Here is a 26,505-nt window from a genome sequence, read left to right as displayed (position 1 = left end):
AAATGAAAAAAGCAGAACCTAAATTCTGCTTTTTCGTTTTTTATTGTTATTCTGTTTTTATTGTGATGGGAAGGTTATAGGCAGTTCGAACAGGTTTTCCGTTTAAAATACCCGGGCTCCATTTTGTTTTTAATGATTTTAATACCCTGATAGCCTCTTTTCCGATTCCGTATCCCGGATCGTTTTTTACCATGATGTCTGTAATGGAACCGTCTTTTTCAATTACAAAAGATACATACACTCTTAAGGTTTTTTCAGCATCCAGTTCCGGTCTGTTGAAATTGTTTCCTACATAAGTATAAAACTTAGTCATTCCTCCCGGAAATTCAGGTAGTTTGTCTAAGATGGCTACATTAACAGGATCTTTACTTTCTACGGTTAAAGCTGTAGTTTCTACGCCACCACCACTTGGCGGTAATGCATTTACGGCATTTCCTGTTCCGGTGTTTGCATTGTCAACAACAGGATGATTGTCTGTATTTGTTGCAATAACATCAGGTGTCGCCTGAGTTGCGGCTGTTACAACCGGATTTACCAATTGTGTACTGGTAACGGGTGCTGCAGCAGCAGTCTGCTGAGGGGCTACAGGAGGTGCCGGTGGTTCAGGTTTTACCTGAATCGGAGTTAGATCTACAGGTGTTATGGGGTCAGTAAGAACAGTTGGTTCTGTTTCTACGGGGCCATGTGTTCCAAACTTATTAATCAATACCGACGCACTTCCCAGACCTGCCAATAATAGCAATCCCATAAACAGCGCTGTAACTGTGTTTTTTGAGCTCTCCTGGCGTAATTGATAAGCGCCGTACTCTTTGTTCTTGTTTTCGAAAACAAGATCGGTCCAATTGGTTTCGTAGATGTTTGATTTAGTCATGATTTTTGGATTTTAAGGTTAGGTAACATTAAATCATAGGCAGTACGGTTTTGGTTTTAGCTAACAACGGAGATGTTGTTGTTTTAGTATGTGGATAAATAGGTTTTTTAAGAAAAAATACGTGGATATTTTATTCTTTACCTAAAGATAATAAATTATCCATTACGTTCGATGATTTCTGCTAGTAATTTTTTAGCGCGAAGTAATTTTACTTTGACATTGCTCAAAGGTTCGTTGATTTTCAGCGCTATTTCCTGATAAGTCATTTCCTGGAAATAACGAAGCTGAATGACTTCCTGGTAGTGAGGTTTTAATTCTTTGATGCATTGAAGCAGGCGCGAAAGATTTTGTTCTTTAATTAAAGCATCTTCGGCAGAAGGAGTAGGGTCGGCAATATTGTAGGCCTGTTGGTCTTCGTTGTCTGTGATTTCTATAAAAAGACTGGTTTTCTTTTTACGCAGTAAATCAATATAAACGTTTTTTGCTATAGCAATTAACCAGGTGTTGAATTGAAATTCAGGATTGTAACTGGCTATTTTATCGAAAGCTTTAGAGAAGGTTTCGATGGTAATATCTTCGGCGATGGTTTCATTTTCGGTACGCTTCAGCATAAAGCTGTACACTTCATTCCAGAAATAATCTAATAAAAAAGTAAAGGCGATCTGATCGCCTTTTTTAGCTTTTTCTATTTTAGAATTTATTTCCAATATACCGGTTTTGAAAAGATATTAGTTATAAAGATATTAATTTGCGTGAATATAAGAATGATTTCAACAAAAGGAAACCAAACTTTTAGGTCATTTTCTTTTAGCTTACCGGCAGAAAATCCTATAACAATCCATGCTACAGTGTAACGTGTTGCTAAAATAGCCAATACAGCGATCCATTGAAACTGAAATGCTAACAATACAATTGCTGATAAAAAGAAAAATAACTGTGAGGTGAAAAACAGCCCCAATTGCATTTTATCAAAAAATTTGTAATGTTCTGCGGTAGAAACATGTCTTCTTTTTTGAGTAAACCATTCTCTGTAAGTTTCCTTTGGTTTAGAGTAAGTGAAACTTTCAGGGTTGTAAGCAATGGTAGTATTGTTTTTAGTTGCAGCCTGATTGATAAACAAATCATCATCACCTGAACGAATCTGGATGTGCTCAATAAAGCCGTTTACATTAAAAAATTCCTCCTTTTTATAGGCTAAGTTTCGACCGACACCCATGTATGGAAGTCCTAGTTTGGCCCATGAAAAATATTGAACAGCCGTTAAAACGGTTTCATAACGTATGATTTTGTTTAATAAAGAACGTTCTACTTTTTCATAACCGCCATAGCCTAAAACAATCGTTTTGTTCATGGTGAATCTTGAGGTCATTGCCGTGATCCATTCCGTTGAGGTTGGATAACAATCTGCATCGGTAAAGAGTAAGTAGTCTTTTTTTGAAGCTTTGATTCCTAAAGTTAATGCATATTTTTTGTTTCCCCAGAAAGCTTCATTGTTTTGCACTTTTACCAGACGAATATTGCTGTACTGCTGTTCGAATTCTTCAAAAACCTCCAGAGTTTCATCACTTGAGGCATCATCAATTAAAACAATTTCAAAATCAGGGTAGTTTTGTTCCGCAAGAAGAGGGATGAACTTTTTTACATTTTCTTCTTCATTTTTTGCGCAGACGATAACAGATACCGGAATTTTCTTTGGAGTTATTTCCTGAGGTTTGCCGAAAGCGAACTTTCCAAAAATCCCTAAGTAATAGAAAATCTGAATGAAAACGATAGCAATAAAGAAGTAAAATAAAGTTATAAGCATCTGATTTTAATGTCTTTTAATTTCTGAATCTTGCGAGTGCAAATGTACTCATGAAATCCTAATTTTCAATGCCGAAAACGGATTTACTTTCGGCATTTTGCCATTTCTTTTGCAACAGCAATAGCCTGAGGGTTTTCGGTTTTTTCTAACTCCGAAATTATGTTTTTATAATTGTGATCGTCCCTGTTTTGGGAGAGTTTTTTAGTAGCCTGAATTTCGTCAATCTCAATTTCGAAGCCAAAAATACCTCTGGCTTCCCGCATGGTTTTGGCCGATAAATTTTCAACGCGAACCGGATTCACTGAATTCGCTTCGTATTTGTCGACTAATTTTTTTAGCTGTTCTATGGATGTGGTTTCGTCGACAATTTTGATTCGGCCATAAACATGTACCGCTATATAATTCCATGTTGGAACATTTTCATGATCGTACCAGGACGATGAAATGTAACTGTGCGGACCTGTAAAAACAGCTAATACCTGATCGTTTTCGGCAAAACCTTCTGCTTGTGGATTGAGTTTGGAAAGATGGCCTTGTAAAATTTCTTTTCCGTCCGAATTCACTTCAAGTTCTATCGGAATATGTGTTGCACATAATTTTCCGTGTGTCTGATTGATCAGGATGCCAAAACTGTTTTCTTTTAGAAAAGTTCGGATCGATTCCGGATCTTCGTTTTTGTATAAGTCGGGTGTGTACATTTTTTTTCTTTTTTTAGGTTCAAAGGTTCAAAGGGACAAAGAAGCAAAGGCTCAAAGTTTCAAAGGTTTGAAGTTTTCTGATTTTTCAATCCGTTAAAAGTTTAATAATCCAACAATCCAACAATCCAACAATCGAATAATCTAAAGATCTAATTTTTAGATCACATTTACTTCAGCTTCAATCTGAATTCCAAAAGTATCAAAAACAGTTTTTTGAACATCTTTGGAAACTGCCAGAATTTCTTGCCCTGTGGCATTGCCATAATTGACTAAAACCAGAGCCTGATTTTTGTGAATTCCGGCATCACCAAAACGTTTTCCTTTAAAACCGGCCTGCTCAATCAGCCAGCCAGCCGGAACTTTTACTTCGGTTTCCGAAACCTCGTAATATTTCATTTCGGGAAACTTCTGGTGTATTTTTTCGAAATCCGATTTTAATAAAATTGGATTTTTAAAGAAGCTTCCGCTATTTCCTAATTCTTTCGGATCAGGTAATTTACTTTGTCTAATCGCAATTACAGCATTGCTGACCTCTTTTAAGGTAGGAATAGTGATGTTATTTTTAGCCAGTTCAGCGGTAATATCTCCGTATGAAATGTTGATTTTATGATTTCGTTTCGTTAGTTTGTAAATTACCGAGGTAATTATATATTGATCTTTTACTTCATTTTTGAAGACACTTTCTCTGTAGCCAAATTTACAGTCGGCATTGGTGAATGTTTTTATTTCCTGAGAAGCAATATTGATCGCTTCGCACGAAACAAAAGTGTCTTTGATCTCGGTTCCGTAAGCACCGATATTCTGAACCGGGGTTGTTCCCACATTTCCGGGAATTAATGACATGTTTTCTAAACCACCAAAATTATTATCGATGGTCCAAAGAACAAAGTCGTGCCAGGTTTCACCGGCCTGACTTTCTACCCAGACAAAATCATCGTCTTCTTTGAGGATTGTTTTTCCTTTTAAATCAATATGAATGACCAGAGCGTCGATGTCTTTGGTTAAAAGCATATTGCTTCCTCCGCCTAAAATAAATTTTTGTTCGTCTTTGTTTTCTTCTAAAATAGTTTTCAGTTCAGCAACCGTATGTACGGCAACAAATTGTCTGGCTTTGGCTTCGATGCCAAAAGTATTGTAGTTTTTTAAAGAAAAATTGGATTGGATTTCCATAAATAAAAGGCTTTTTTGAAGAATTAATTCTGACTCCAAAAGTAAGGATTATAATTTATTTGAATTGGATTTCTAAAAAATAACCATTATTAATTAGGATACAAAATAGCTTGGATCTTTTCTCTGATGTTATTTTATGGCTTGAATAAATTGTTGCATTTCTTTCATGGTGCCTATGGTAATTCGGGTCCATTTGCCGTTTTCTTCATAAATTTTTGTTCCTGATATGTTGTGGTCTTTCAATTGCTGGAAATAGTCTTTTTTGTAATTTTCTAATGAGAAGTAAATAAAATTAGAATAGGAAGGGATGCAGGTTAAATTAAGAAGATTCAGTTGTGTTATGGTGTATTTTTTTACTTCTTCATTGGAGGTGCGTACCTGACGAATGAAACTTTCATCGTTTAGGGAGGCAATCGCCGCGGCAATAGAGACAACACTGACGGATAAGTTGGGAGACGATTTCAAAATGCTTAATTCCTCAATCGTGGCAGAATGTGCGAGAGCATAGCCAATACGGGCGCCTGCCAGGCCATACATTTTAGAGAAAGTTTTGGTAATAATCAGATTTTTATTGGTGACCACTAAATCACTTAACGATCGTTCGTTTGTAAAATCGATGTACGCTTCATCTACAAAAACAAGTGTTTTTTGAGTTGCTTCTTTGATGAAAGAAATCAGTTCTTCTCTTTGACATAGCGTTCCCGTCGGGTTGTTTGGGTTGCAGATGTAAACCATTTTGGTATCATTATCAATGGCTTTTAGCATGGCAGCTAAATCGTGTTTTTTGTCTTTGGTTAAGGGAACGGCAATTTTTTTTATGCCTAATTTTTCAGCAGGAGCTGTCCAGTAGTCAAAGGTTGTTTCGGCGATTATAAAATTGCCTTTTTGCAATGCGGTATATTGAAGTATTAAATCTAAAATTTCGGTGGAGCCTGCGCCCAAAAGGATATTGTTGTCTGAAACCGTATTCTTTTTTGCCAGGAGAGCGATTAATTCTGGTGAAAGATTCCAGCCGTATCGATTGCTGATGTTGATACTTTTGGCCATTGCTTCCCGTGCTTTTGGTGACGGACCATAAGGGTTCTCGTTGGAACGGAGCAATATGGGTGAATTATCTGTAGAGGGTATTATAGGCTCAGTAGTGCCGGTGGCAAATGTTTCAAAAGGATAAAGTCCTAGTCCAATAGTTCCTAGTCCAATAGTTCCTAGGCCAATTTGTTTTAACCAAATTCTTCTGTTGCTCATCTTTTTATCAGATTAAATTAAACAATTCAATGAAATAAGTAGGTCGTTGCGACGGAAGAAAAGTTACGTTTTTTTTTGTTAAGGAATTTACAGATTTTTCTGAGAAAGCTTAATTTCTTTTTAAATCAAGCAATTCATGATACTTCTCAGAAATAATCTTCATGTTGGTACTGTAATTTGCATTTTCCTCGACAAATTTTCTATTTCGGATGATAGCTTGATTTCTTAATTCCGAATTTTCAAAAGACCAGATCAATTCTTCGGCAAGCATTTCGATATTGTCGATTTCAATCAATTGTCCGTTTTCGCGATGTCTGATCCAGCTTTGGTTTCCGGGAATGTCCGAGATAACTGGATAGCAATTGCAGGCCATGGCTTCAAATAAAGATGCCGAGACCCCTTCGGTAATGGGCATGCTGATGTAAATGTTAGATTGCTGTAATAATTTAGGGAGTTCTGTATTCGGAATTCTTCCGGTGAAAATTACTTTTTTTTCAATTTGCAATGCTGCGGCTAAGTCTTTCAAAGATTGCAGTCGGGTTCCGTCGCCCACGATGGTTAATGAAAAGTCAATTCCTTTTTGGTGTAAAATACCAAAGGCTTTTAAAATGGAATCATGACGGTATTCCGGCTGTAAAGAGCGGGTGACAATCGCTTCGATTTTTGTCGAATTATTTATTGATGGTGTGAAAAGGGATAAATCAATTCCTTTTGGGAGGACTAAAACTTTGCTCATGTCTACGCCAATTGCTTTCATCGAAAAGGTCATGACCGGTCCCCAGGCGTGTATTAAATCTGCTTTTTTGAACGCGTGTTTCTGAATGAATTTTTTAAAAGGAAGTAGTATTGAACCTTCCGGCCATAAATCGGTTCTGCCTTGTTGTGCAATCGCAATAGGATGCATTCCTGAAATTGCAGCCAGAAAACCATAACTAGTGGTTCTTTCGGCAATAATCATGTCCGGTTTTTCCTGTTTGATTTTTTTTCGAATCGAAAGGGGAGAGAAAAGATATTCTAAAATACGTTTGAATCGGCTGAGTTTGGAATGGTTGGGGGTCTGAAGTTCCCAGGTGCAAATTTCAAAACCGCCAAATTCTTCAAGGCCTTTCATCCACGTAATGGCGTCAGCACGATAAGATTCTCCAAGAAAAAGTATTTTCCTTTTTTTCATTCGGCAAACTTAATTTTTTTGCCACAGATTAAAAGATTTTTAATGGATTTTTTGATGTAGAGCAATAGGTGAAATTTGTCGCCAAACTTTATCTCGCATTTCTGGGGCGCAGCATATCCTTTTTGAAGTATCTTTTCCGGAATTCTTCATGGTTTAAAGCGCGATTGATGAATTCGTTTAAGGGTTTTAAAGCGATGAGTTTTTTGCTTATTTTCGAAACAAAGTCTTTTCGTCACGAATTCACGAATTAATTTAAAAAATTTGTGAATTCGTGGCGGTGTTTTTCTCTAAAATTCTTCGATGTCTAAAGCGCGATTAAAGAATTCGTTTAAAGGTTTTAAAGCGATGAGTTTTTGGCTCATTTTCGAAACGAAGTTTTTTTGAGTCACTTCGTCGATGTCATATTTTTGGGTAGCGGTAAAGCTTTTTAATTTTAAAAACGCAATGGCAGGATGGTCTTTCTCATAACCTCTTGGCGGGTTTTTGAGAGCGTTGCTTTCGTTGACATCCAGACTGCCAAATTCTTTTTTGAAGTTTTTATCTCCCAGTATCGCTTCCAGGTCTTCATGGAAAAAAGCAATTTCTTTGCGTATTTTTTTCAGATCTTCGGCTTCAGGCGAATAAAATCCTCCCGCAATAAAACTGGCTCCTTTTTCAATATGTACATAATATCCGGCTCGGTTGAGGCCTTTGACGGCTGAAGACATCCATATTCCTAAATGTGCTTTGTATGGCGATTTGTCTTTAGAAAACCGAATATCACGATTAATCCTGAAAGTACAGTTTTTAACTTCTAATAGTTCCAGTGCCGGATCCAGAGGTTTCATCGCATCCAGTAAATCACTAACTAATTGGTGATAATCTTTTTTGAAAACTTCATATCGTTTCTTGTTGTCCAGAAACCAATCCCGATTGTTGTTCTTCTTTAAATCGTCTAAAAATTGCAATGATTCTTTCGTTAACATATCTTCTCTGTTATTGCAGTTGTTTTTTTAAGTCTTTTTCTTTGATGAGGCCGATGTTTTTCCATTTTTCGGCTTTGTTTTCGTACAAAATCAGAGTAGGAAGCTGTTCGATTTTCATCTGAGTTGCTAAAGTTTCGTTTTTGTCCACATCAATACGAATGATAACCACTTTGTCCGCCATTTCTTTTTGCATTTTCAAAAGATATGGTTCCATTAGTTTGCAGGGACCACACCATTCCGCATAAAAATCTACCAGAACTTTTTTATCTGTCTTTAGCAAATTGTTAAATTCATCGATGGTCATTCCTGCGTTAGCTGTTGAAGGTTTGGAAAATCCTTCTGCATTCCATTTCATGATACCGCCTTCTAATTCATAGATGGTGGTAAAGCCCAATTCGTTAAGTTTTGCAGCTGCTTTTTTACTTCTTCCGCCACTTAAACAATAAACAAAAACAGGTTTCGATTTGTCGTAAGCCGCGACTTTGGTCTCAAAATCATCACCGTTCCAGTTAACATTTACCGCATTGTCAATATGATTGGATTCAAATTCTTCCGGAGTTCGAACATCCAATATTTGAGCGTTTTCGGTTGTTTTAATTTTTTCAGCAAAATCCTTCGGAGTAATTTCTTCAATAATGCCGGATTTTTTTTCGTTGCAGGAAATGAATACGACCGAAAGTATAAGGAATAGAATTTTAGAGAACTTCATAAGATTGTGTTTAAAAAATGGAACTGCTAAAATAATGATTTTTAATTAGTCAATTAGTTAATGAGATAAATCAAAATCATTATTTAATTATCTCATTGACACATTATCTAATTGGTATAATTGTCTAATTTAAATATTTTGTAACTCTGATGCGTCGATTTTACAATAGCTTCGGTACGTTCAGGATGCGTGTCTGAAATAAAAAGCTGTCCGAAAGTTTCGCTGTTAACCATTTCGATAATTTTAGCCACACGGGTTTCATCTAATTTATCAAAAATATCATCAAACAACAGCAGAGGTTTTACGCCACTTTGTTTTTTTAAAAACTCAAATTGAGCCAGTTTCAAAGCAATCAGAAAAGATTTTTGCTGCCCTTGAGATCCAAACTTTTTAATGGGATGTGAATCAATTTCAAAGGAGAGGTCATCTTTGTGGATGCCTACGCTTGTGTATTGTAATGCCCGGTCTTTGTTGATGTTCTCCTTAAGCAGAGCCAATAAGTCTTTTTCGAACAAATGACTTTCGTAAACCAATTGTACGGTTTCTTCCGATCCGGTTATGGCTTGATGGTGTACATTAAATATAGGTATAAATTGTTCCAGGAAATCTTTTCGTTTTTCGAATATCGATTGACCAAAAGTATTCAGCTGTTCGTTGTATATGGATAAAGTATCATTGTCAAAAGTATGGTTCAGTGCAAAATATTTCAGCAGTGCATTGCGTTGTACAATTACTTTCTGATATTGGATGAGCTGATGCAAGTAAGTTGAATCCAGTTGCGAAATCACACTGTCCATAAACTTACGACGCGTTTCGCTTCCTTCTACAATTAAATCACGGTCGGCCGGAGAGATAATAACCAGCGGAATAAACCCGATATGATCGGAGAATTTATCGTAAGCTTTGCCGTTTCTTTTTAAAACTTTTTTCTGCCCTTTTTTTAAACTGCAGACAATCTGTTCGGTCCTGTCGTTTTTTTCTAATTCGGCATCAATTACAAAAAACTCTTCTCCGTGTTTGATATTTTGAACGGCCAAAGGGTTGAAGTAACTTTTCCCGTAGGCCAGATGATAAATCGCATCAAGCACATTGGTTTTTCCAATTCCGTTTTTGCCGACAAAACAATTGATCTTGCGGTCGAAATCGAAATTGATTTCGGTGAAGTTTTTATAATTGAATAAAGAAATTTTGTTTAAATACATTTTTAAGACATACTAAGATAAAATTTGATGCTTTCTAAGGAACTCTTTGAGCTTTTTCTTCTACTATAGATAAAAGGATGAAAAGGAATTTTACACTAAAACTCTTTTAATTGGTGTAAATCTTTAAAATCAGTGGCAAAAAAATAGTTTTGGCTAAGAAAAGTGTCGTTTAAAATCATCAAAAATTTGAGTGTGCAAATTATCGAAAATTATCGATATAAAAGGCTTTTGATCGGTTTGAAGCGGAATTATTTTCAGCTTGAGGAGGAAGGACTTGCTGTGGATGAAATTATTTTTTTTAAAATAGTGATAAAATTGATTTTTTTTACGTCGGTTTCAATAAAAATTTTATTTTTGCCGTTCACTAAATTAATTTTAAATGGCAACTTACAATAAAAGAGGATATAAAGCACCAAAAGAGAAAGAAGTTAAAGAAGTAAATGAGGAAACACAGGTAGTTATTGACGAGAAAGACAGTACAACAGCAGGTGTTTTTTCAAAGTTAGATGAAACTGCTTCAAAAACTGAGGATTGGGTAGCTAAAAATCAAAAAATCATTATTGGTTTAGTTGCTGGTATTGCAATTGCTACTATAGGATATTTAGCGTATCAGAAATTTGTTGAAAATCCTAAGCAGGATGAGGCTGCAAGCGAAATGTTTGTTGCTCAGCAAAACTTCGAAAAAGCGACTAATGGTGTAGCAAGTGATTCTCTGTACAAATTGGCTTTAAATGGTTCTGAAGGTAAATTCGGTTTCGTTAAAATTGCTGACGAATATTCAGGAACTGATGCCGGAAATTTAGCGAACTATTATGCAGGTATTGCTTCTTTGAACATTGGTAAATACGATGATGCGATTAAATATTTAGGAGAATTTAAATCAAAAGAAGCTATTGTTGGAGCTTTGGCAATTGGTGCTATTGGAGATGCTTATTCTCAAAAGAACCAACAAAAAGAAGCTTTAGACTATTACGTGAAAGCAGCTGAATCTAATAAAAATGATTTCACTACTCCTCGTTTCTTGTTAAAAGCAGGTAAAACAGCTTTGGCTTTAGGTCAAAAAGAAGACGCTTTGAAGTACTTAACAGATATCAAAGACAACTACGACGCGACTCCGGAAGCTGCTGCTGTTGATGTATTGATCGGATTAGCACAATAATTTTAATTGCAGAGTTCAGATTTAGATTTTAGATTCGTATTTTAGCAATCTAAAATTTATACTCTAAAATATACAGATGGCTACTCAAAATAAAAATTTATCAGAATACGATAAAAACACAATCCCAAATGCGAAAGATTTTCGATTTGGGATTGTTGTTTCTGAATGGAATGAAAAGGTTACAGAAGGACTTTATAATGGCGCTTTTGACGCTCTAACAGATTGTGAAGTTCCGGCTCATCAAATTATCCGCTGGAATGTTCCAGGGAGTTTTGAGCTTGTTTATGGTGCCAAGAAAATGCTGCAAACGCAAAACGTTGATGCGGTAATTGTAATTGGATGTGTGATTCAGGGAGAAACAAAACACTTTGATTTTGTATGTGAAGGTGTTACTCAGGGCATAAAAGATTTGAATGTTCAGACTGATATTCCGGTTATTTTTTGTGTTTTAACAGACAATAACATGCAGCAGTCAATTGACAGAAGTGGAGGAATTCACGGAAACAAAGGAACTGAAGCCGCAATCGCAGCAATTAAAATGGCTTATATTCGCCAACAGGCTTCTATGTCACACCCGTTCAATCAGCCATTGTTGTCTTCAGGAGCACTTCAGATCGAAGATAAGCCAAGAAAAATTGAGAACGAATAAAACACAATTGTTTTAATAATACTAAAACCTATACTGTGTAAAATAGTATAGGTTTTTTGTTTTTTTTATGATAGCTGTTGTTTAAAAAGCCAACAGAAATTCATTAAATTTGTACACCTTGGTTTCAAAAACCAGAATTGAAATAATAATATTACCCTGAGATTTTGCGGATTATTTTCGATAAAAATCGATGGACAACCTTTAACCCAAATTTTTTAATGTCGAGTATCATTCAATTACTTCCTGATCACGTTGCGAATCAAATTGCTGCCGGAGAGGTAGTTCAAAGACCTGCTTCGGTTGTAAAAGAGCTGTTAGAAAATGCTGTTGATGCGAAAGCAACTGACATTAAATTGATTATTAAAGATGCCGGAAAATCATTAGTTCAGGTTATCGATAATGGAATGGGGATGAGTGTAACTGATGCACGTTTGTGTTTTGCACGTCACGCTACTTCAAAAATACGCCAGGCCGAAGATCTTTTTTCGCTTCATACTAAAGGATTTCGTGGAGAAGCATTGGCTTCTATTGCTGCGATTGCGCACATGGAGATGAAAACGAAACAGGATCAGGAAGAACTGGGGACGCATATTGTAATCGAAGGAAGTAAATTTGTGTCGCAGGAAGAAGCTGTTTTGCCTAAGGGAACTTCTTTTGCGGTTAAAAATTTATTTTTTAATATTCCTGCACGCCGTAATTTCTTAAAATCGGATACGGTGGAATTTCGTCATGTTATGGATGAGTTTCAGCGTGTGGCAATGGCGCATCCTAATATTCATTTTACTTTTTACCACAATGGAAGCGAATTGTATAATTTGCCTGCGGCAGGTTATCGTCAGCGAATTGTGGGAATCATGTCCGGAAAAACCAATGAAAAATTAGTTCCGGTCAGTGAAGATACAGAGATTATTAACGTTCAGGGATTTGTTTGCAAGCCAGAGTTTGCAAAGAAAAGCAGAGGAGAGCAATTCTTTTTTGTAAACGATCGTTTCATTAAAAGCGGGTATCTGCATCATGCAGTAATGGCGGCTTATGACGGACTTTTGAAAGACGGTTCGCAGCCAAGTTACTTTTTATATTTGAAAGTTCCGCCCAATACGATTGATATCAATATTCATCCTACCAAAACAGAAATTAAGTTTGATGATGAGCAGGCCTTGTACGCTATTTTAAGAGCCTCTATAAAACACAGTTTGGGACAGTTTAATGTCGCGCCTGTTTTAGATTTTGAACGTGACGCGAATTTAGATACTCCGTACCATTATAAAGATTTAGAAGCCGAAACGCCAACGATTCAGGTTGACGGGACTTTTAATCCGTTTACAGATGATAAAACCAATCAGCATTATGCCAAATCGGGCTCAGGTTCCGGTTTTAGTTCCGGTTCTGGTTTTAGCTCAGGATCTGGCTCGGGTTCCAATTCAGGTTCAGGCTCAAGTTATAGCTCAGGAGCAAATTCTTATTCCGGTTATTCTAAAAGAGTCGAGCCAACGGCAAGCTGGGAAAGTTTGTATACCGGTTTGGAGACAGAAAGTATCGAAAGTTCACCGTTTACCTTCGAAAACGAAGAAGTGACCTCCTCCTTATTTAACGATAATGAAATTGAACAAGCGAGTCAGGGAACGTATCAGATTCATAAAAAATATATAGTCTCGCCAATTAAATCCGGAATGGTGATTGTCGATCAGCAAAGAGCACATCAGCGTATTTTGTACGAGCAGTTTTTGTTGAATATGACAGTCAATCAGGCTTCCAGTCAGCAATTATTGTTTCCGTTGAATTTATTTTATTCTTCGGCCGAAATGAAACTGATTGAAGAATTGAAACCTTCTTTAGAAACAACCGGTTTCGTTTTTGATGAAGCTCAGACCGATCATATTGTGATTTCGGGAATTCCGGTAAATATTACCGAAAGTGAAGTCTCTCTGGTTATCGAACAATTATTAAGTGATTTACAAGATGGAATTCCGGCCAACAGTTACAGTCAGAATGATACCATTGCCAAGTCGATGGCTAAAAGTTTAGCGGTTAAAACCGGATCCTATTTAACCGAAAAAGAACAGGACAATCTGGTCAACGGATTATTTGCCTGTAAAGATCCAAACATTTCACCTTTTCAAAAACCTACCTTCATCACCATGCGTGTAGAAGATATAGATAAAAAGTTTGCCTTATGATGAACAACATGACTCCTGTCGTAAAACAACTGCTTATAATTAATATCATATTTTTTATAGGTGCTCAGTTAGTGCCTGTTTCCGAGCAGTTTTTCGCATTATTTTTTCCGGAAAGCGATTTTTTTAAGCTTTGGCAGCCTATAACACACATGTTTATGCACGGTGGTATTTTACATATTGCTTTTAATATGTTTGCGATGGTTTCTTTCGGATCGGCCTTGGAACATTTCTGGGGAGGAAAGAAGTTTATTTTCTTTTACATCTCATGTGGATTAGGTGCCGCTTTATTACAAATAGGGGTAAATTATTTGCAATTCCAGGCAGCTTTAGAGCCGGTAAGAAGCTTAGGGTTATCAGATGCGACATTACATCAGATCTTAAATGTAAATTTTAGTGACGGGACGAGTTTTAGATCCGATATGTTTTTAGATCAAATTAAGCCAATATTGGAAGGGGTTGGAAAGACTAATCTTACTGAAGAAGGGTTTAAAGGATTATTTAATGCTTCTGTAATTACTCAGGTACCAATGGTAGGAGCTTCGGGAGCTATTTACGGACTTTTGGTGGCTTTTGCTTTTATGTTTCCAAATGCTGAGCTTGCATTGATGTTTATACCAATTCCGATTAAGGCGAAATATTTTGTACCCGGAATTTTAGCCATTGATTTGTTTTTAGGTTTCAAAGGAGATTCTATATTCGGAGGAGGAGGTACAGGGGTCGCTCACTTCGCTCATATTGGAGGTGCGGTCATTGGGTACTTCATGATGTGGTACTGGAAAAAAAATCAGTTTAATAACAATCGTTGGAATTAATTTTTAACTTTAATATTGCAAATAAAAATTAAAGAAAGCTTTTATGAACATTCTGGATGATTTAAAATTACAATATCGATTAGGCGGAATAGCCATGCGTGTTATTTTTTGGAACATTGGTTGTTTCCTGATTTCATTAGTGTTATTCTATAACTTTTCTACAGCTCAGTTTGCTTTTCCGAACTGGCTGGCATTGTCATCAGATCCTGCCGTTTTTATGTTCAAGCCCTGGACGTTTTTGACGTATGCTTTCTTTCATTATGGCTTTCTGCATTTATTGTTTAATATGATGGTGTTGAATTTTGCGAGTCAGTTATTCCTGGCTTTCTTTACCCAAAAACAATATCTCGGACTGTATATTTTGGGAGCCATTTTTTCGGGGATTGTTTTTGCACTGAGTTTTTATTTTTTAAATATTTCAGCGCCTATAGTAGGAGCGTCGGCTGCAATCATGGCAATCCTGATGGGTGTTACCACTTATCAGCCTTTGATGAATGTGCGTTTGCTGCTTATAGGTAATGTAAAGCTTTGGCACATTACAGCTGTGATTCTGGTTCTTGATTTAATGCAGTTTCGTTTAGACAATACCGGAGGACATATCTCGCACTTGGCAGGAGCTTTCTTTGGATTCCTTTTTATCAAGCTGCTTCAGAACGGTACAGATCTTAGTAAAATTGTTTCCAGAACATTAGATTTCTTTGCCAATTTATTTAAAAAATCCCCATCGACCCCATTCACAAAAGTTCATAAAAATTACAAAAAACCTACTGAAAAAGTGACGTCAAGAATTGTTACGAAAGACAAAACGCAACAACAAATAGATGAAATTTTAGACAAAATCAGCCAGTCCGGTTATGATTGTCTGACAAAAGAAGAAAAAGAGTTTTTATTTAAAGCTGGAAAATAATCGTTTTAGGCCCGCAATATGAAAAACCTTTCATGGTTTAATAAAATAATGTTCTTTTTGAATATAGTGCTAACTGTACTGACGTTTAGTATTTATATTTTACCATTTCTGGCACCAAAGAGTTTTCCGCTTCTATCGGTTTTAACGCTCTTTATGCCGGCTTTCTTCGTTCTCAATGGTTTGTTCTTCGTCTATTGGGGAATTCAGTTTAAAAAACGTCTTATTTTATCCGGTTTGGTATTGTTAACCGGAATTACTTTTATCAGTAAATTTTATAAATTCTCAACAAAAGAATATGTTAAAGACGAGAGAGATTTCTCGGTAATGAGCTATAACGTGCGTCTTTTTAATGTTTTTAAATGGCTCGATCGCGACGATATTCCTTCCAATATAAAAGCTTTTATAGACGAAAAAGATCCGGATATTCTGTGTATTCAGGAGTATTCCAACTCGGCTCATCTGGACTTGAAAGTGTATCCGCATCGTTACATTTTCATCGAAGGAAATAAAATTAAAACCGGTCAGGCGATCTTTTCAAAATTTCCTATTATTGATCAGGGAAATATCATCTTTCCAAACTCAGATAATAACGTAATCTATGCCGATATTAAAAGAGGCAAAGAGGTTATTCGGGTGTACAACATGCACCTGCAGTCTATAAAAATTTCGCCGGATGTAAGTGATATTTCAGATAATATTGATCATGTTAATCAGGAAAAATCGCAGTTAATTTATACCCGAATCAGTAAAGGATTCAGACAACAGCAGGAACAAGCCGAGATCTTTAAAGAAAATATCAAACAATGCAAAAATCCGATTATTATTTGTGGCGATATGAATAATAGTCCGTTTTCATATGTGTACCGAAATATCAAAGGAAAACTCAAGGATGCCTTTGAAGAAGCTGGAGAAGGATTTGGAGCCACCTATAAGTTTCGTTATTATCCGGCACGTATTGATTATATTTTTACGGACAGTAAAATGAAAGTCAAACAATTTGAGAGTTTTTCGGACTTTGAAAATTCAGATCATTATCCTATTATGACGAGGCTTTTTATTGAGTAGCGTTTTTGGGACCACGTAAGGAGCGAGAATATTTAACGGCAAAGGACGCAAGGAATTTTTACTTATTAGATTTTATATAAACGCAAGGTTCGCAAAGCTTTATCTTATTGCTTTGCGAACCTTGCGTTTATATGTGTAAACTTAGACAAAAAAACTTTGCGTCCCTTGCGGTTAAGTCACAATAAACTACTTATAGATTCAGTTTTCGGTATTGCAACGGAGAAGTCTGCTTCAGTTCTTTAAACTTTCTGTTGAAATTGGAGATGTTGTTAAAGCCGCATAATTCGGCAATTTCGAGAACCGAAAGTTCACTGTTGTTGGCCAGCAGTTTGGAAGCATGTTCGATTCTCACTTCTATTAAAAACTGGAAAAATGACTTGTTGGTCCGGACTTTAAAATACCGGCAGAATGCGTTTTTAGTCATATTGGCAATCGAGGCAATCTCATCCAGGTTAATGTTTTTTTGGTAGTTGGTCATTACATGTTCGAATACCGTCTGCATTCGTTTGCCTTCATTATCCGTAATTTTTTTATCGTACAAATGGTTGGAGAGCTGTTCTCTCTCACTGTTGGAAAGCCACTTTATGATTTCCAGAAACAAAATGAAGCGTTCGTAGTTGTCTGATTTATTCAGCTTTTTGAAAGATTTGACGATTTTTTTTGGGGGATTGTGCGTAATAAATCCATTTTTGCTGTTTTCTAAAAAAGGCTGGATGTTTTTGAAAGTGGTTAGGGAGAAGAAATCTTTTCCAAACGAGCTTGTAGTAAAGAATAAGGTACGCATAATGGAAGATTCATTGTCATATACTTCACTTCTGAAAACATGAGGTAAATTGCTTCCAATCATTAAGATATCACCTTCGCGGTAATGCGAGATGGTATCTCCGGCAAAAATGGCACCCTGTCCTTTTTCGATAAAACTAATTTGTATTTCTTCGTGCTGATGGAGTTTGTCGTAAAAAACAATCTCTCTATCCTCTTGATATATAAGAGGATCTTCTCCCGATTTAGGGATTTTAAATGGAAAAACTTTCATGGTTGGTCAAGGTTAGTTCATTCAAATATATTTTATTTTGTCAAAAAAATAGCAATATATTAATTGGTTTTTTGTGTAATCAGTTTATATAGGGTAATATAGTATTGTTTTGAGGTAATTTTTAAGCCTCTTGCTTTGTTCAATATAAATAATTTTGGTTTTAATTAAAATCGATATTATGAGTATTCAATGGAAAGGCGTTATGCCGGCAGTAACAACTAAATTTACTGCAGATGATAAATTAGACTTCAGAATGTTTGAAGTTAACTTACAAGCACAATTAGAGGCAGGTGTTGAAGGAATAATTCTGGGCGGAACATTAGGAGAAGCCAGTACTCTTTTGGAAGAGGAAAGAAGAGAATTAGTGAAAAATACGGTTAGTCTGGTAAACAATCAGGTACCGGTAATTATGAATATTGCAGAGCAAACTACACGTGCCGCAATTTTAGCAGCCAATAAAGCCGAACAAGATGGAGCAAAAGGTTTAATGATGCTGCCTCCAATGCGTTATAAAGCTTCTGATTTCGAAACGGTAACGTATTTTTCTGAAGTCGCAAAAAATACATCACTTCCAATAATGATATACAATAATCCGGTAGATTACAAAATTGAAGTTACACTGGATATGTTTGAAGAACTGTTGAAATTTGATAATATTCAGGCAGTAAAAGAATCAACAAGAGATATTTCGAATGTTACCAGAATGATTAACCGTTTCGGTGACCGATTAAAGATTTTATCAGGAGTAGACACTCTGGCTTTAGAGAGTTTATTGATGGGGTCCGATGGATGGGTTTCAGGTCTGGTATGTGCTTTTCCAAAAGAAACAGTTGCGATATACAAGTTAGCCAAAGCGGGTAGAATTGATGAAGCTTTGAAAATATACAGATGGTTTCTTCCTTTATTAGAATTAGACATCAATTCATTTTTAGTACAAAATATTAAGCTTGCAGAGGTAGCAACAGGTATTGGGACAGAATATGTTCGCGCACCAAGATTACCGCTTCAGGGAGCTGAAAGAGAAAAAGTTTTAGATATTATTGCCAAATCCTTAGCATCAAGACCAACTTTGCCTGATTATAAAAACTTGTAACAGTATATAAGCGGATACAATTGGTTTTACAAATTTCTTCTTTAAGAGTCTGTTTAAATTTTATTTGTTGGCTTTCTTATGATGATTTTCGGCTGCAACGTCGTTAAATTTTAATACAATAGCGCTGCTATTCTATTAAAATTTGCCTCTTTTCGCTCGAAAATCCTTTGATAATAAATCTCAAACAGACTCTAAGAATTGTAAAGTATTTATTCAAACAACAAAAAAGAAATATGATTACAGGAAAAAATTACGTGGGAAGTACACTTAAAGCTGCTGGAAATAAAACATTTAAAACATTTAATCCGCAGCAGAATGTTGAAAATCCCTGGGTTTTTACAGAAGCAACTCATGAAGAAATTGAAGAAGCAGTTGCTTTGGCTCATCAGGCATTTGGAACGTATAAAAAATGTTCCGGTTTAGAAAGAGCAGGTTTTTTAAATGCTATCGCTGAGGAAATCGTAGCTTTAGGAAATGATTTGTTAGTTCAGTATTGCAGTGAATCCGGCTTTCCAATGGGCAGAGCAGAGGGGGAGCGAGGCAGAATGGTTGGTCAGCTACGCGCGTTTGCCCAAATGCTCATTGAAGGGAGCTGGGTTCAGGCTGCAATTGATACGGCAATAACAGACAGGGTTCCTGCGCCAAAAGAAGATTTGCGTAAAATTTTGGTACCCCTTGGCCCGGTGGTGGTTTTTGGGTCCAGTAATTTTCCGTTTGCATTTTCAACAGCCGGCGGAGATACCGCTTCAGCATTAGCGGCAGGCTGTCCTGTGATTGTAAAAAGTCATTCGATGCATGTAGGAACAGGTGAAATGGTTGCTTCGGCTATAATAAAAGCAGCACAAAAAACAAATATGCCGGAGGGTGTTTTCTCCAATCTTATTGGTGGAGGAACAACTCTGGGAACCGCGTTGGTGAAACATCCGTTAGTAAAAGCAGTTGGTTTTACCGGAAGTATCCGTGCCGGAAGAGCCTTGTTTGATCTGGCAGCACAGCGACCGGAGCCAATTCCGGTTTTTGCTGAGATGGGGAGTGTAAATCCTGTGGTACTTTTGCCCAATGCCGTAAAGGTAAACAGTCAAAAATGGGCTGCGGCTTATGCGGGATCTATCACGCTTGGAGCAGGTCAGTTTTGTACCAATCCCGGATTACTGTTTGGTATTAAGGGAGTGGAATTGAATAAATTTTCGGAAGAATTGACACAGGCTATTGAGAAAATTGAGCCATTTTGTATGTTGCACCCCTCAATGAAGAATGGTTTTGAAGAAGGATCAGCAACAATGCTGGCACAGAATGGAGTCACTAAAATTGCAGAATACCAAGGTGATGCGGCACCAAATTACGGAGTACAGAAAGTTTTGACCGTAGACGGGAAAACTTTTTTAGAGAATAAAATCTTAAGTCATGAGGTTTTCGGACCTGTTTCGGTACTGGTGCAATGTGATGATGAACAACAATTGCTGGCCATTATCAATCAATTGGACGGGCAGCTGACAGGTACCATTATTGGAGAGCCTGAGGAATTGAAAAATCAGGACGAACTGATTGCAGCGATGCAGAGTAAAGTGGGACGATTGATTTTTAATGGTGTTCCTACGGGAGTTGAAGTATGTCCTTCAATGATTCACGGAGGGCCTTATCCGGCTTCTTCCGATTCGAGATTTACTGCCGTTGGAATTCATGCCGTTTATCGCTGGGTTCGACCGTTTAGTTATCAGAATTGGCCCAATGAATTATTACCTGCAGAATTGCAAAACGAGAATCCATTACAGATTTTAAGAACCTTAAATAATATTCAAACAAAATCCCAGATAGCATAAATGGTAAAGAAGACTTTTTTTTGTGTAGATGCGCACACTTGCGGGAATCCTGTAAGAGTGGTGGCAGGCGGTGGGCCGAATTTGACGGGCGCTAACATGAGCGAAAAACGTCAGCATTTTTTAAAAGAATTTGACTGGATCCGCAAAGGACTGATGTTTGAACCTCGCGGACATGATATGATGAGCGGAAGCATTTTATATCCGCCAAGCGATCCTGCCAATGATTTCGGAATTTTGTTTATCGAAACTTCCGGTTGTCTGCCGATGTGCGGTCACGGAACCATTGGTACTATTACCATTGCCATTGAAGAAGGTTTGATTACCCCAAAAATACCGGGGAAAATAAAAATGGAAGCACCTGCCGGTCTTGTGAATATCGAGTACCAGCAAACCGGAAACAAAGTCGACTGGGTGCGTCTGACCAATGTAAAATCGTATTTGGCAGCAGAAGGATTAACTATTGATTGTCCTGAACTGGGTGAAATTACTTTTGATGTGGCATACGGAGGAAACTATTATGCGATTGTGGATCCACAAGAAAATTTCTCCGGAATTCAGGATTTCTCAGCCGGTAAAATTATCCAGCTGAGTCAGGAAGTCCGTAAGAGAATTAATGCCAAATATCCGGACTATTTTATCCATCCGGAAAATGATACCATTCGCGATGTGAGCCATATGCTTTGGACGGGAGAGCCTTTAGATCCAACATCGTCAGGTCGAAATGCTGTTTTCTACGGAGACAAAGCCATCGATCGCTCTCCGTGCGGTACCGGAACATCAGCACGAATTGCACAGCTGCATGCCAAAGGGAAACTTAAACCGGGAGAAGATTTTATTCACGAAAGTTACATTGGCAGCAAGTTTATTGGAAAAGTGGTAGAGGAAACTTCAATTGGAGAAATTCCTGCGATTGTACCAAGTATTCAGGGCTGGGCAAAAGTATACGGTTACAACACCATCATCATCGATGAAGCAAATGATCCGTATGCTCATGGTTTTCAGGTAATTTAAAAAATATTAAAAATTTAGATTCATTGAAGGAGGATGACATTCTTCTTCAATGAATTTTTTAATTTCGTACAAATGAAAAGAGTAAGTATAATTGGAGGAGGTATAATAGGCTTGTGTACTGCATATTATCTGGCTAAAGAAGGATATGAGGTAACAATTTTTGATCAGTCTCCTATGGATGACGGTTGTTCTTATGGAAATGCCGGAATGATCGTTCCTTCGCATATTATTCCGCTGGCACAGCCCGGTATGATTGCTCAGGGAATCAAATGGATGTTCGACAGTCAGAGTCCGTTTTATGTAAAACCGAGATTAGATGCCAATTTGATGAAATGGGGGTTGCAGTTTTACAAACATGCCAATGAGAAACACGTCGCAAATGCAATGCCGGCACTGCGTGATTTGTCACTGTTGAGTAAAGAATTGTATCAGGATTTTGCCAGAGAAAACAATTCGTTTTTCTACGAAGAAAAAGGACTTTTGATGTTGTATAAAACCGATAAAGTAGCACATGAAATGTTTCATGAAGGACGAGAAGCCGAAAAACTGGGTCTAAAAGTAGATTATCTTTCTGCGGCAGCAGTTGCAAAATTAGAGAACGGTACTAAAACCGATATTTTAGGAGGGATACACTATAAAGGCGATGCCCATTTGTACCCACAAAAATTCATGCAGTTTATCAAAGAAGAATTAAAGCGCTTAAAAGTAGAAATTCACGCCGGTACAACAGTACAGGATTTTACTTTCGATCATCATAAAATTACGAAGGTCGTAACTGACAAGGGTATATTCGCCACAGATGAAGTTGTGCTGGCAGCCGGTTCCTGGAGTCCTTCATTGGCAAAAAAACTCGGGATTTCGGTTTCTATTTTACCGGGAAAAGGATACAGTTTTACACTGAAGGATCAAGATCACAAACCTTCGATTCCTTCGATTTTATGCGAAGGAAAGGTAGCCGTAACCCCTATGAACAATGATATTCGTTTTGGGGGAACGATGGAGATTACCCATACCGGAGATACCAAAATCAATAAAAACAGATTACAGGGAATCATAAACAGTATCAATGCGTTTTATCCTGAAATGCAGGTGGAGATGCCAGAAAATAAGGATACGTGGTTTGGTTTCAGACCCTGTACACCTTCCGGAATGCCAATTATCACCCGTGCCAAAAAAGTTGTAAATTTGACTTTCGCCACCGGACATGCGATGATGGGTTTAAGCCTTGCACCGGCAACCGGAAAAATAATCACGGAGATTATTTCAGGCAAAACAACTTCGGTTGATACTAAAATGTTTCAATTATAAATTTATGAGATACGATTCAATTCCGGCTTCTTTATTCGAAAATAACCGCAAGAGGTTTGTCGAAAAAATGCAGACTAACAGTTTGGCTATTCTTACTTCAAACGATGTGATGCCCAATAATACAGATGATGTCATGGGTTTTGCACAAAATAATGATTTGTTTTATTTGTCCGGAATTGAGCAGGACGAAACTATTTTGGTGCTCTATCCCGATGCTTTTAAAGAAGAAAACAGAGCTATTTTATTTGTAAAAGAAGTCAGTGAACATACATTAATCTGGGACGGAGATTTCTTGACCAAAGAGAAAGTTACGGCTCTTTCCGGAATTAAAAATGTAAAATGGCTGCACGAATTTGAAAAAGCCCTACAGCTGTTTGCCTTTGAGGCCGATGCCATTTATCTGGGGCACAACGAGCACATTAAGAGAATAACTTCGGAAATGAATACCCGCCAGGATCGAATGATTCAGTGGTGCAAGCAAAAATATCCGCTGCATCAATACGAGCGTGTAGCCAAAATAACGAGAGAGCTGCGTCCCGTAAAATCAGATGAAGAGATCGCTTTGATCCGAAAAGCGGTGGCAATAAGTATCGAAGGATTCAAAGCATTGTTAAAAGCGGTAAAGCACAATGTAAAAGAATACGAACTGGAAGCTGAACTCGCGTACCATTACATCAAAAACGGAGGAAATCGTCATGCTTTCAAACCCATTATCGCTTCGGGTAAGAATGCCTGTGTCTTACATTACAATACCAATGATTCGGTTTGTCAGGACGGCGATATGCTTTTGGTTGATTTTGGGGTTTGTTATGGTAATTATAATTCCGACACTACACGCTGTCTTCCGGTAAACGGAAAATTTTCTCCTCGTCAGAAAGAAGTTTACCAATCGGTTTTGCACTGTTTGAAAGAAGGATCAAAATTTTTAAAACCGGGTGTTTTATCGAAAGAGTATGAATTGCAGATGGCAAGTCTGGTTGAAGCCGAACTGGTAAAATTAGGTTTGATTACTTTGGAAGAAATTGAAGCGCAAGACCCCGAAAATCCTGTGTACAAAAAATACTTCATGCATGGAACGGCTCATTTTGTCGGACTGGATGTTCATGATGTGGGCTTGTATTCCAAACCTTTTGAAAAAGGAATGGTGCTTACCTGCGAGCCCGGAATTTATATTCGGGAAGAAGGAATCGGCTGTCGACTGGAAAATGATTATTTGTTAACCGAAGACGGAAACATCAATTTATCCGAAGATATGCCTATTGAAATTGAAGAAATAGAACAGTTATTAAATACCAAATAAACCATGATTAAAAAATACTTCTTACTGCTTCTTTTTGTTTGCTCGAGCATTTTGGCTCAAAAAGATATTAATATTAACGAATTAAAGTGGCTGCCCAATTCACATTCATTTTGGGTAAATTCAGGAAAGGATATTTTGGTGTATGATGTGGATAAACTCAATCAGAGTACTACTGTTTTGACGCAACAACAGCTTGCAGCGGCAGGTTTTAACGGGGAAGTGGAAGAATTAGTCTGGAACCAGAATAAAACTAAAGTTCTCGTTTACACCAATTCAAAAAAAGTGTGGAGAGCCAATACCAGAGGCGACTATTGGTTTTTTGACTTAACGACCGGAAAAGGAAGAAAATTAGGAGCCGGCTTAGAAGAGTCTTCCTTAATGTTTGCCAAATTTTCTGCGGATAACGAAAATGTAGCTTACGTTTCAAAGCACAATATTTACCTTGAAAATCTGGCATCAGGAAAGATTACCGCTTTAACGACAGATGGAACTGATAAGGTAATCAATGGAACTTTTGACTGGGTTTACGAAGAAGAATTGGCTGCGCGTGACGGATTCCGCTGGAGTCCCGATGGTAAAAGTATTGCTTTTTGGCGTGTAGATGCTTCGGAGACAAAGTTTCACTTAATGATTAACAATACAGCTGCTTTATACCCATTTGTAGTTCCGGTAGAATATCCTAAAGCTGGAGAAAAACCTTCTGCTGTAAAAATTGGAGTTATTGATGTTGCTTCTTTAAAAACCAACTGGCTTGCTATTCCGGGAGAGCCTGATAATAATTATTTGGTTCGTATGGAGTGGGTAGCAAAAGATGAGGTAATGGCCGTACAATTAAATCGAAATCAAAATCAGGTTTCGATCTATAATTGTAATGCGCAATCCGGAAAGGCAACTTTAATTTATCAGGAAAAGTCGGCAGAATGGATTGATGTTTTTGATATCTCCTCTGGTGTGTACGATGGTTTTCCTTGTCAGTTTGTAGACAATGGTAAATCTTTTTTATGGAGTTCGGATGCCGATGGCTGGATGCATGTCTATAAAATCAGCCGTGACGGGAAAAAGAAAGAACTGATCACAACCGGAAATTTCGATGCTTATTTTAAAGCTTATAATGACAAGACAAAATCAATTTATTATATCGCAAGTCCGAAAGATGCTACACAGCGTTATCTGTATGAGACGAATATTAATTCGCTTAAAACCAAAAGAATAACTCCGGAAGTATTTGAAGGGACCAATGAATATGAGTTTTCAACAGACGGATCATATGCCAAACACATCAATTCTAATATTAATCGCGATTTTAATGTTGGCTTAGTTTCACTTTCCGATCATAAAAAAATATTGCCAAAAGAGGCTGATGTTTTTGTAAAACCAACACGTGACTTTTCATTAGAGAAATTTAAAGTCACCACTGTCGACGGAGTTGAAATCGATGGAATCATGGCAAAACCTCTTGATTTTGATCCGACAAAAAAATACCCGGTATTCTTTTACGTTTACGGAGAGCCAATGGCTTCGGTAGCGAATGACATGCCTTATTTTAATGGATTTATTGAACAGTTAATTCCGAAAGGATACATTGGGATTGCAATGGATAACAGAGGAACTCCGGTTTTGAAAGGAAGAAAATGGAGAAAATCAATTTATAAAAATATTGGAATTGTCAATACCCGTGATCAGGCAATGGCTGCTAAAGAAGTGCTGAAATGGAACTTTATTGATGCAAACAGAGTGGCCATACACGGATGGAGCGGAGGGGGAGCTGTAACTTTAAATCTGATGTTTCAGTATCCGGAAATATACAAAACCGGTGTAGCGATCGCAGCAGTTACCGATCAGCATTTCTACGATAATATTTACACCGAACGTTATATGGGATTGCCGGACGAGAATGAAGCCGCCTACATTCAGGCTTCACCTGTAACACACGCAAAGAACTTAAAAGGAAATCTGCTTTACATTCACGGAACCGGCGACGATAATGTGCACTATAAAAATGCTGAAGTTTTGATTGATGAACTGATAAAATACGACAAAGTTTTTAATTTAATGATCTACCCAAATCGTACACACAGTATTCATGAAGGCGAAGGAACCCAAAAACATTTAGTTGATACTTTTATAAAATTTATTGAAGAAAAATGTCCTCCGGGAGCAAAATAAAATCGTTTTAAAAGCATAAAAAAGGGGAGAATTTCTGTAAAAAGGACTTCTCCCTTTTTTTGTGGTCTAAAATCAATTAAAAAAACACAAAAAGTAAGAAAATAATTACGTATGTTGCGCAAATTTGAAAGGGTAAGATAATACATGTAAAATATTAAATATGTAAC

Annotated in this window: 23 protein-coding genes; 12 read left to right on the top strand and 11 right to left on the bottom strand. The window is 37.1% G+C overall.

Annotation, left to right across the window (positions count from 1 at the left end):
- Positions 1 to 46: 46 nt before the first annotated feature.
- The 10 genes from OLM58_RS03720 to recF all read right to left on the bottom strand — a co-directional run bounded on the left by OLM58_RS03720 (position 47) and on the right by recF (position 9,835).
- On the bottom strand, positions 47 to 871 hold the full coding sequence (locus OLM58_RS03720; RefSeq protein ID WP_264531251.1) for an energy transducer TonB: 825 nt from the start codon (positions 869 to 871) through the stop codon (positions 47 to 49).
- 155 nt (positions 872 to 1,026) lie between these two features.
- Positions 1,027 to 1,578: an RNA polymerase sigma factor gene (locus OLM58_RS03715; protein WP_264531250.1), complete on the bottom strand. Its 552-nt coding sequence runs from the start codon at positions 1,576 to 1,578 to the stop codon at positions 1,027 to 1,029.
- Entirely contained in the window at positions 1,569 to 2,675 is a 1,107-nt protein-coding gene (locus OLM58_RS03710) for a glycosyltransferase (RefSeq protein WP_264531249.1), read from the bottom strand. The genes OLM58_RS03715 and OLM58_RS03710 overlap by 10 nt, the downstream gene beginning before the upstream one ends.
- A gap of 83 nt (positions 2,676 to 2,758) precedes the next feature.
- Complete coding sequence (locus OLM58_RS03705; RefSeq protein WP_264531248.1) at positions 2,759 to 3,373, bottom strand: FMN-binding negative transcriptional regulator; 615 nt, start codon at positions 3,371 to 3,373, stop codon at positions 2,759 to 2,761.
- A 156-nt stretch (positions 3,374 to 3,529) separates the two neighbouring features.
- Positions 3,530 to 4,543, bottom strand: coding sequence for a UDP-N-acetylmuramate dehydrogenase (gene murB / locus OLM58_RS03700; RefSeq protein WP_264531247.1), 1,014 nt, complete (start codon positions 4,541 to 4,543; stop codon positions 3,530 to 3,532).
- Between the two features lie 129 nt (positions 4,544 to 4,672).
- Positions 4,673 to 5,788, bottom strand: coding sequence for a histidinol-phosphate transaminase (hisC, locus tag OLM58_RS03695; RefSeq protein WP_264531246.1), 1,116 nt, complete (start codon positions 5,786 to 5,788; stop codon positions 4,673 to 4,675).
- A gap of 109 nt (positions 5,789 to 5,897) precedes the next feature.
- Entirely contained in the window at positions 5,898 to 6,959 is a 1,062-nt protein-coding gene (locus OLM58_RS03690) for a glycosyltransferase (protein ID WP_264531245.1), read from the bottom strand.
- A gap of 287 nt (positions 6,960 to 7,246) precedes the next feature.
- On the bottom strand, positions 7,247 to 7,924 hold the full coding sequence (locus OLM58_RS03685; RefSeq protein ID WP_264531244.1) for a DUF2461 domain-containing protein: 678 nt from the start codon (positions 7,922 to 7,924) through the stop codon (positions 7,247 to 7,249).
- A gap of 10 nt (positions 7,925 to 7,934) precedes the next feature.
- Positions 7,935 to 8,633 (bottom strand): thioredoxin domain-containing protein, encoded by a 699-nt coding sequence (locus OLM58_RS03680; RefSeq protein ID WP_264531243.1) that lies wholly within the window; start codon positions 8,631 to 8,633, stop codon positions 7,935 to 7,937.
- Positions 8,634 to 8,740: 107 nt separating this feature from the next.
- The gene (gene recF / locus OLM58_RS03675) at positions 8,741 to 9,835 is read right to left on the bottom strand and encodes a DNA replication/repair protein RecF (RefSeq protein WP_264531242.1); all 1,095 of its coding nucleotides are present in this window, start codon (positions 9,833 to 9,835) and stop codon (positions 8,741 to 8,743) included.
- A gap of 379 nt (positions 9,836 to 10,214) precedes the next feature.
- Here recF and OLM58_RS03670 point away from each other — a divergent pair, with 379 nt between their 5' ends.
- The 6 genes from OLM58_RS03670 to OLM58_RS03645 all read left to right on the top strand — a co-directional run bounded on the left by OLM58_RS03670 (position 10,215) and on the right by OLM58_RS03645 (position 16,604).
- On the top strand, positions 10,215 to 10,994 hold the full coding sequence (locus OLM58_RS03670; RefSeq protein WP_017494854.1) for a tetratricopeptide repeat protein: 780 nt from the start codon (positions 10,215 to 10,217) through the stop codon (positions 10,992 to 10,994).
- Positions 10,995 to 11,070: 76 nt separating this feature from the next.
- Positions 11,071 to 11,643 carry a 6,7-dimethyl-8-ribityllumazine synthase gene (gene ribH / locus OLM58_RS03665; protein ID WP_264531241.1) on the top strand — a complete coding sequence of 191 codons (573 nt, stop codon included), beginning with the start codon at positions 11,071 to 11,073 and terminating at the stop codon, positions 11,641 to 11,643.
- A gap of 218 nt (positions 11,644 to 11,861) precedes the next feature.
- Positions 11,862 to 13,820 (top strand): DNA mismatch repair endonuclease MutL, encoded by a 1,959-nt coding sequence (mutL, locus tag OLM58_RS03660; RefSeq protein WP_017494852.1) that lies wholly within the window; start codon positions 11,862 to 11,864, stop codon positions 13,818 to 13,820.
- The gene (locus OLM58_RS03655; RefSeq protein ID WP_264532421.1) at positions 13,820 to 14,632 is read left to right on the top strand and encodes a rhomboid family intramembrane serine protease; all 813 of its coding nucleotides are present in this window, start codon (positions 13,820 to 13,822) and stop codon (positions 14,630 to 14,632) included. The genes mutL and OLM58_RS03655 overlap by 1 nt, the downstream gene beginning before the upstream one ends.
- A 43-nt stretch (positions 14,633 to 14,675) precedes the next feature.
- Entirely contained in the window at positions 14,676 to 15,539 is an 864-nt protein-coding gene (locus OLM58_RS03650; RefSeq protein ID WP_264531240.1) for a rhomboid family intramembrane serine protease, read from the top strand.
- Between the two features lie 48 nt (positions 15,540 to 15,587).
- On the top strand, positions 15,588 to 16,604 hold the full coding sequence (locus OLM58_RS03645) for an endonuclease/exonuclease/phosphatase family protein (protein ID WP_264532420.1): 1,017 nt from the start codon (positions 15,588 to 15,590) through the stop codon (positions 16,602 to 16,604).
- A gap of 190 nt (positions 16,605 to 16,794) precedes the next feature.
- On the opposite strand, the gene OLM58_RS03640 is transcribed toward OLM58_RS03645, so the two are convergent.
- Positions 16,795 to 17,640, bottom strand: a complete 846-nt coding sequence (locus OLM58_RS03640; protein ID WP_264531239.1) for an AraC family transcriptional regulator — start codon at positions 17,638 to 17,640, stop codon at positions 16,795 to 16,797.
- Between the two features lie 178 nt (positions 17,641 to 17,818).
- On the opposite strand from OLM58_RS03640, the gene OLM58_RS03635 reads away from it, so the two are divergent.
- The 6 genes from OLM58_RS03635 to OLM58_RS03610 all read left to right on the top strand — a co-directional run bounded on the left by OLM58_RS03635 (position 17,819) and on the right by OLM58_RS03610 (position 26,338).
- Entirely contained in the window at positions 17,819 to 18,733 is a 915-nt protein-coding gene (locus tag OLM58_RS03635) for a dihydrodipicolinate synthase family protein (protein ID WP_264531238.1), read from the top strand.
- A gap of 233 nt (positions 18,734 to 18,966) precedes the next feature.
- Entirely contained in the window at positions 18,967 to 20,553 is a 1,587-nt protein-coding gene (locus tag OLM58_RS03630; RefSeq protein WP_264531237.1) for an aldehyde dehydrogenase (NADP(+)), read from the top strand.
- A complete protein-coding gene (locus OLM58_RS03625; protein WP_264531236.1) occupies positions 20,554 to 21,564 on the top strand; it encodes a 4-hydroxyproline epimerase in 1,011 nt (336 codons plus the stop codon).
- Between the two features lie 72 nt (positions 21,565 to 21,636).
- Entirely contained in the window at positions 21,637 to 22,872 is a 1,236-nt protein-coding gene (locus tag OLM58_RS03620) for an NAD(P)/FAD-dependent oxidoreductase (RefSeq protein WP_264531235.1), read from the top strand.
- A 4-nt stretch (positions 22,873 to 22,876) separates the two neighbouring features.
- Positions 22,877 to 24,172 (top strand): aminopeptidase P family protein, encoded by a 1,296-nt coding sequence (locus tag OLM58_RS03615; protein WP_264531234.1) that lies wholly within the window; start codon positions 22,877 to 22,879, stop codon positions 24,170 to 24,172.
- Between the two features lie 3 nt (positions 24,173 to 24,175).
- Positions 24,176 to 26,338, top strand: a complete 2,163-nt coding sequence (locus OLM58_RS03610) for a S9 family peptidase (RefSeq protein WP_264531233.1) — start codon at positions 24,176 to 24,178, stop codon at positions 26,336 to 26,338.
- Positions 26,339 to 26,505: the final 167 nt, after the last annotated feature.

Origin of the sequence: Flavobacterium sp. N502540, assembly GCF_025947365.1 — a bacterium.
Classification (GTDB): Bacteria; Bacteroidota; Bacteroidia; order Flavobacteriales; family Flavobacteriaceae; genus Flavobacterium.
The sequence above is the reverse complement of the archived record's forward strand: the minus strand, read 5'-3'. Positions and strand labels throughout refer to the sequence as shown.

Coding starts and splice junctions, on each gene's coding strand:
- OLM58_RS03720 (WP_264531251.1), bottom strand. CDS start 871: ATGACTAAATCAAACATCTACGAAACCAATTGGACCGATCTTGTTTTC.
- OLM58_RS03710 (WP_264531249.1), bottom strand. CDS start 2,675: ATGCTTATAACTTTATTTTACTTCTTTATTGCTATCGTTTTCATTCAG.
- OLM58_RS03705 (WP_264531248.1), bottom strand. CDS start 3,373: ATGTACACACCCGACTTATACAAAAACGAAGATCCGGAATCGATCCGA.
- murB (WP_264531247.1), bottom strand. CDS start 4,543: ATGGAAATCCAATCCAATTTTTCTTTAAAAAACTACAATACTTTTGGC.
- hisC (WP_264531246.1), bottom strand. CDS start 5,788: ATGAGCAACAGAAGAATTTGGTTAAAACAAATTGGCCTAGGAACTATT.
- OLM58_RS03690 (WP_264531245.1), bottom strand. CDS start 6,959: ATGAAAAAAAGGAAAATACTTTTTCTTGGAGAATCTTATCGTGCTGAC.
- OLM58_RS03685 (WP_264531244.1), bottom strand. CDS start 7,924: ATGTTAACGAAAGAATCATTGCAATTTTTAGACGATTTAAAGAAGAAC.
- OLM58_RS03680 (WP_264531243.1), bottom strand. CDS start 8,633: ATGAAGTTCTCTAAAATTCTATTCCTTATACTTTCGGTCGTATTCATT.
- recF (WP_264531242.1), bottom strand. CDS start 9,835: ATGTATTTAAACAAAATTTCTTTATTCAATTATAAAAACTTCACCGAA.
- OLM58_RS03670 (WP_017494854.1), top strand. CDS start 10,215: ATGGCAACTTACAATAAAAGAGGATATAAAGCACCAAAAGAGAAAGAA.
- ribH (WP_264531241.1), top strand. CDS start 11,071: ATGGCTACTCAAAATAAAAATTTATCAGAATACGATAAAAACACAATC.
- mutL (WP_017494852.1), top strand. CDS start 11,862: ATGTCGAGTATCATTCAATTACTTCCTGATCACGTTGCGAATCAAATT.
- OLM58_RS03655 (WP_264532421.1), top strand. CDS start 13,820: ATGAACAACATGACTCCTGTCGTAAAACAACTGCTTATAATTAATATC.
- OLM58_RS03650 (WP_264531240.1), top strand. CDS start 14,676: ATGAACATTCTGGATGATTTAAAATTACAATATCGATTAGGCGGAATA.
- OLM58_RS03645 (WP_264532420.1), top strand. CDS start 15,588: ATGTTCTTTTTGAATATAGTGCTAACTGTACTGACGTTTAGTATTTAT.
- OLM58_RS03640 (WP_264531239.1), bottom strand. CDS start 17,640: ATGAAAGTTTTTCCATTTAAAATCCCTAAATCGGGAGAAGATCCTCTT.
- OLM58_RS03635 (WP_264531238.1), top strand. CDS start 17,819: ATGAGTATTCAATGGAAAGGCGTTATGCCGGCAGTAACAACTAAATTT.
- OLM58_RS03630 (WP_264531237.1), top strand. CDS start 18,967: ATGATTACAGGAAAAAATTACGTGGGAAGTACACTTAAAGCTGCTGGA.
- OLM58_RS03625 (WP_264531236.1), top strand. CDS start 20,554: ATGGTAAAGAAGACTTTTTTTTGTGTAGATGCGCACACTTGCGGGAAT.
- OLM58_RS03620 (WP_264531235.1), top strand. CDS start 21,637: ATGAAAAGAGTAAGTATAATTGGAGGAGGTATAATAGGCTTGTGTACT.
- OLM58_RS03615 (WP_264531234.1), top strand. CDS start 22,877: ATGAGATACGATTCAATTCCGGCTTCTTTATTCGAAAATAACCGCAAG.
- OLM58_RS03610 (WP_264531233.1), top strand. CDS start 24,176: ATGATTAAAAAATACTTCTTACTGCTTCTTTTTGTTTGCTCGAGCATT.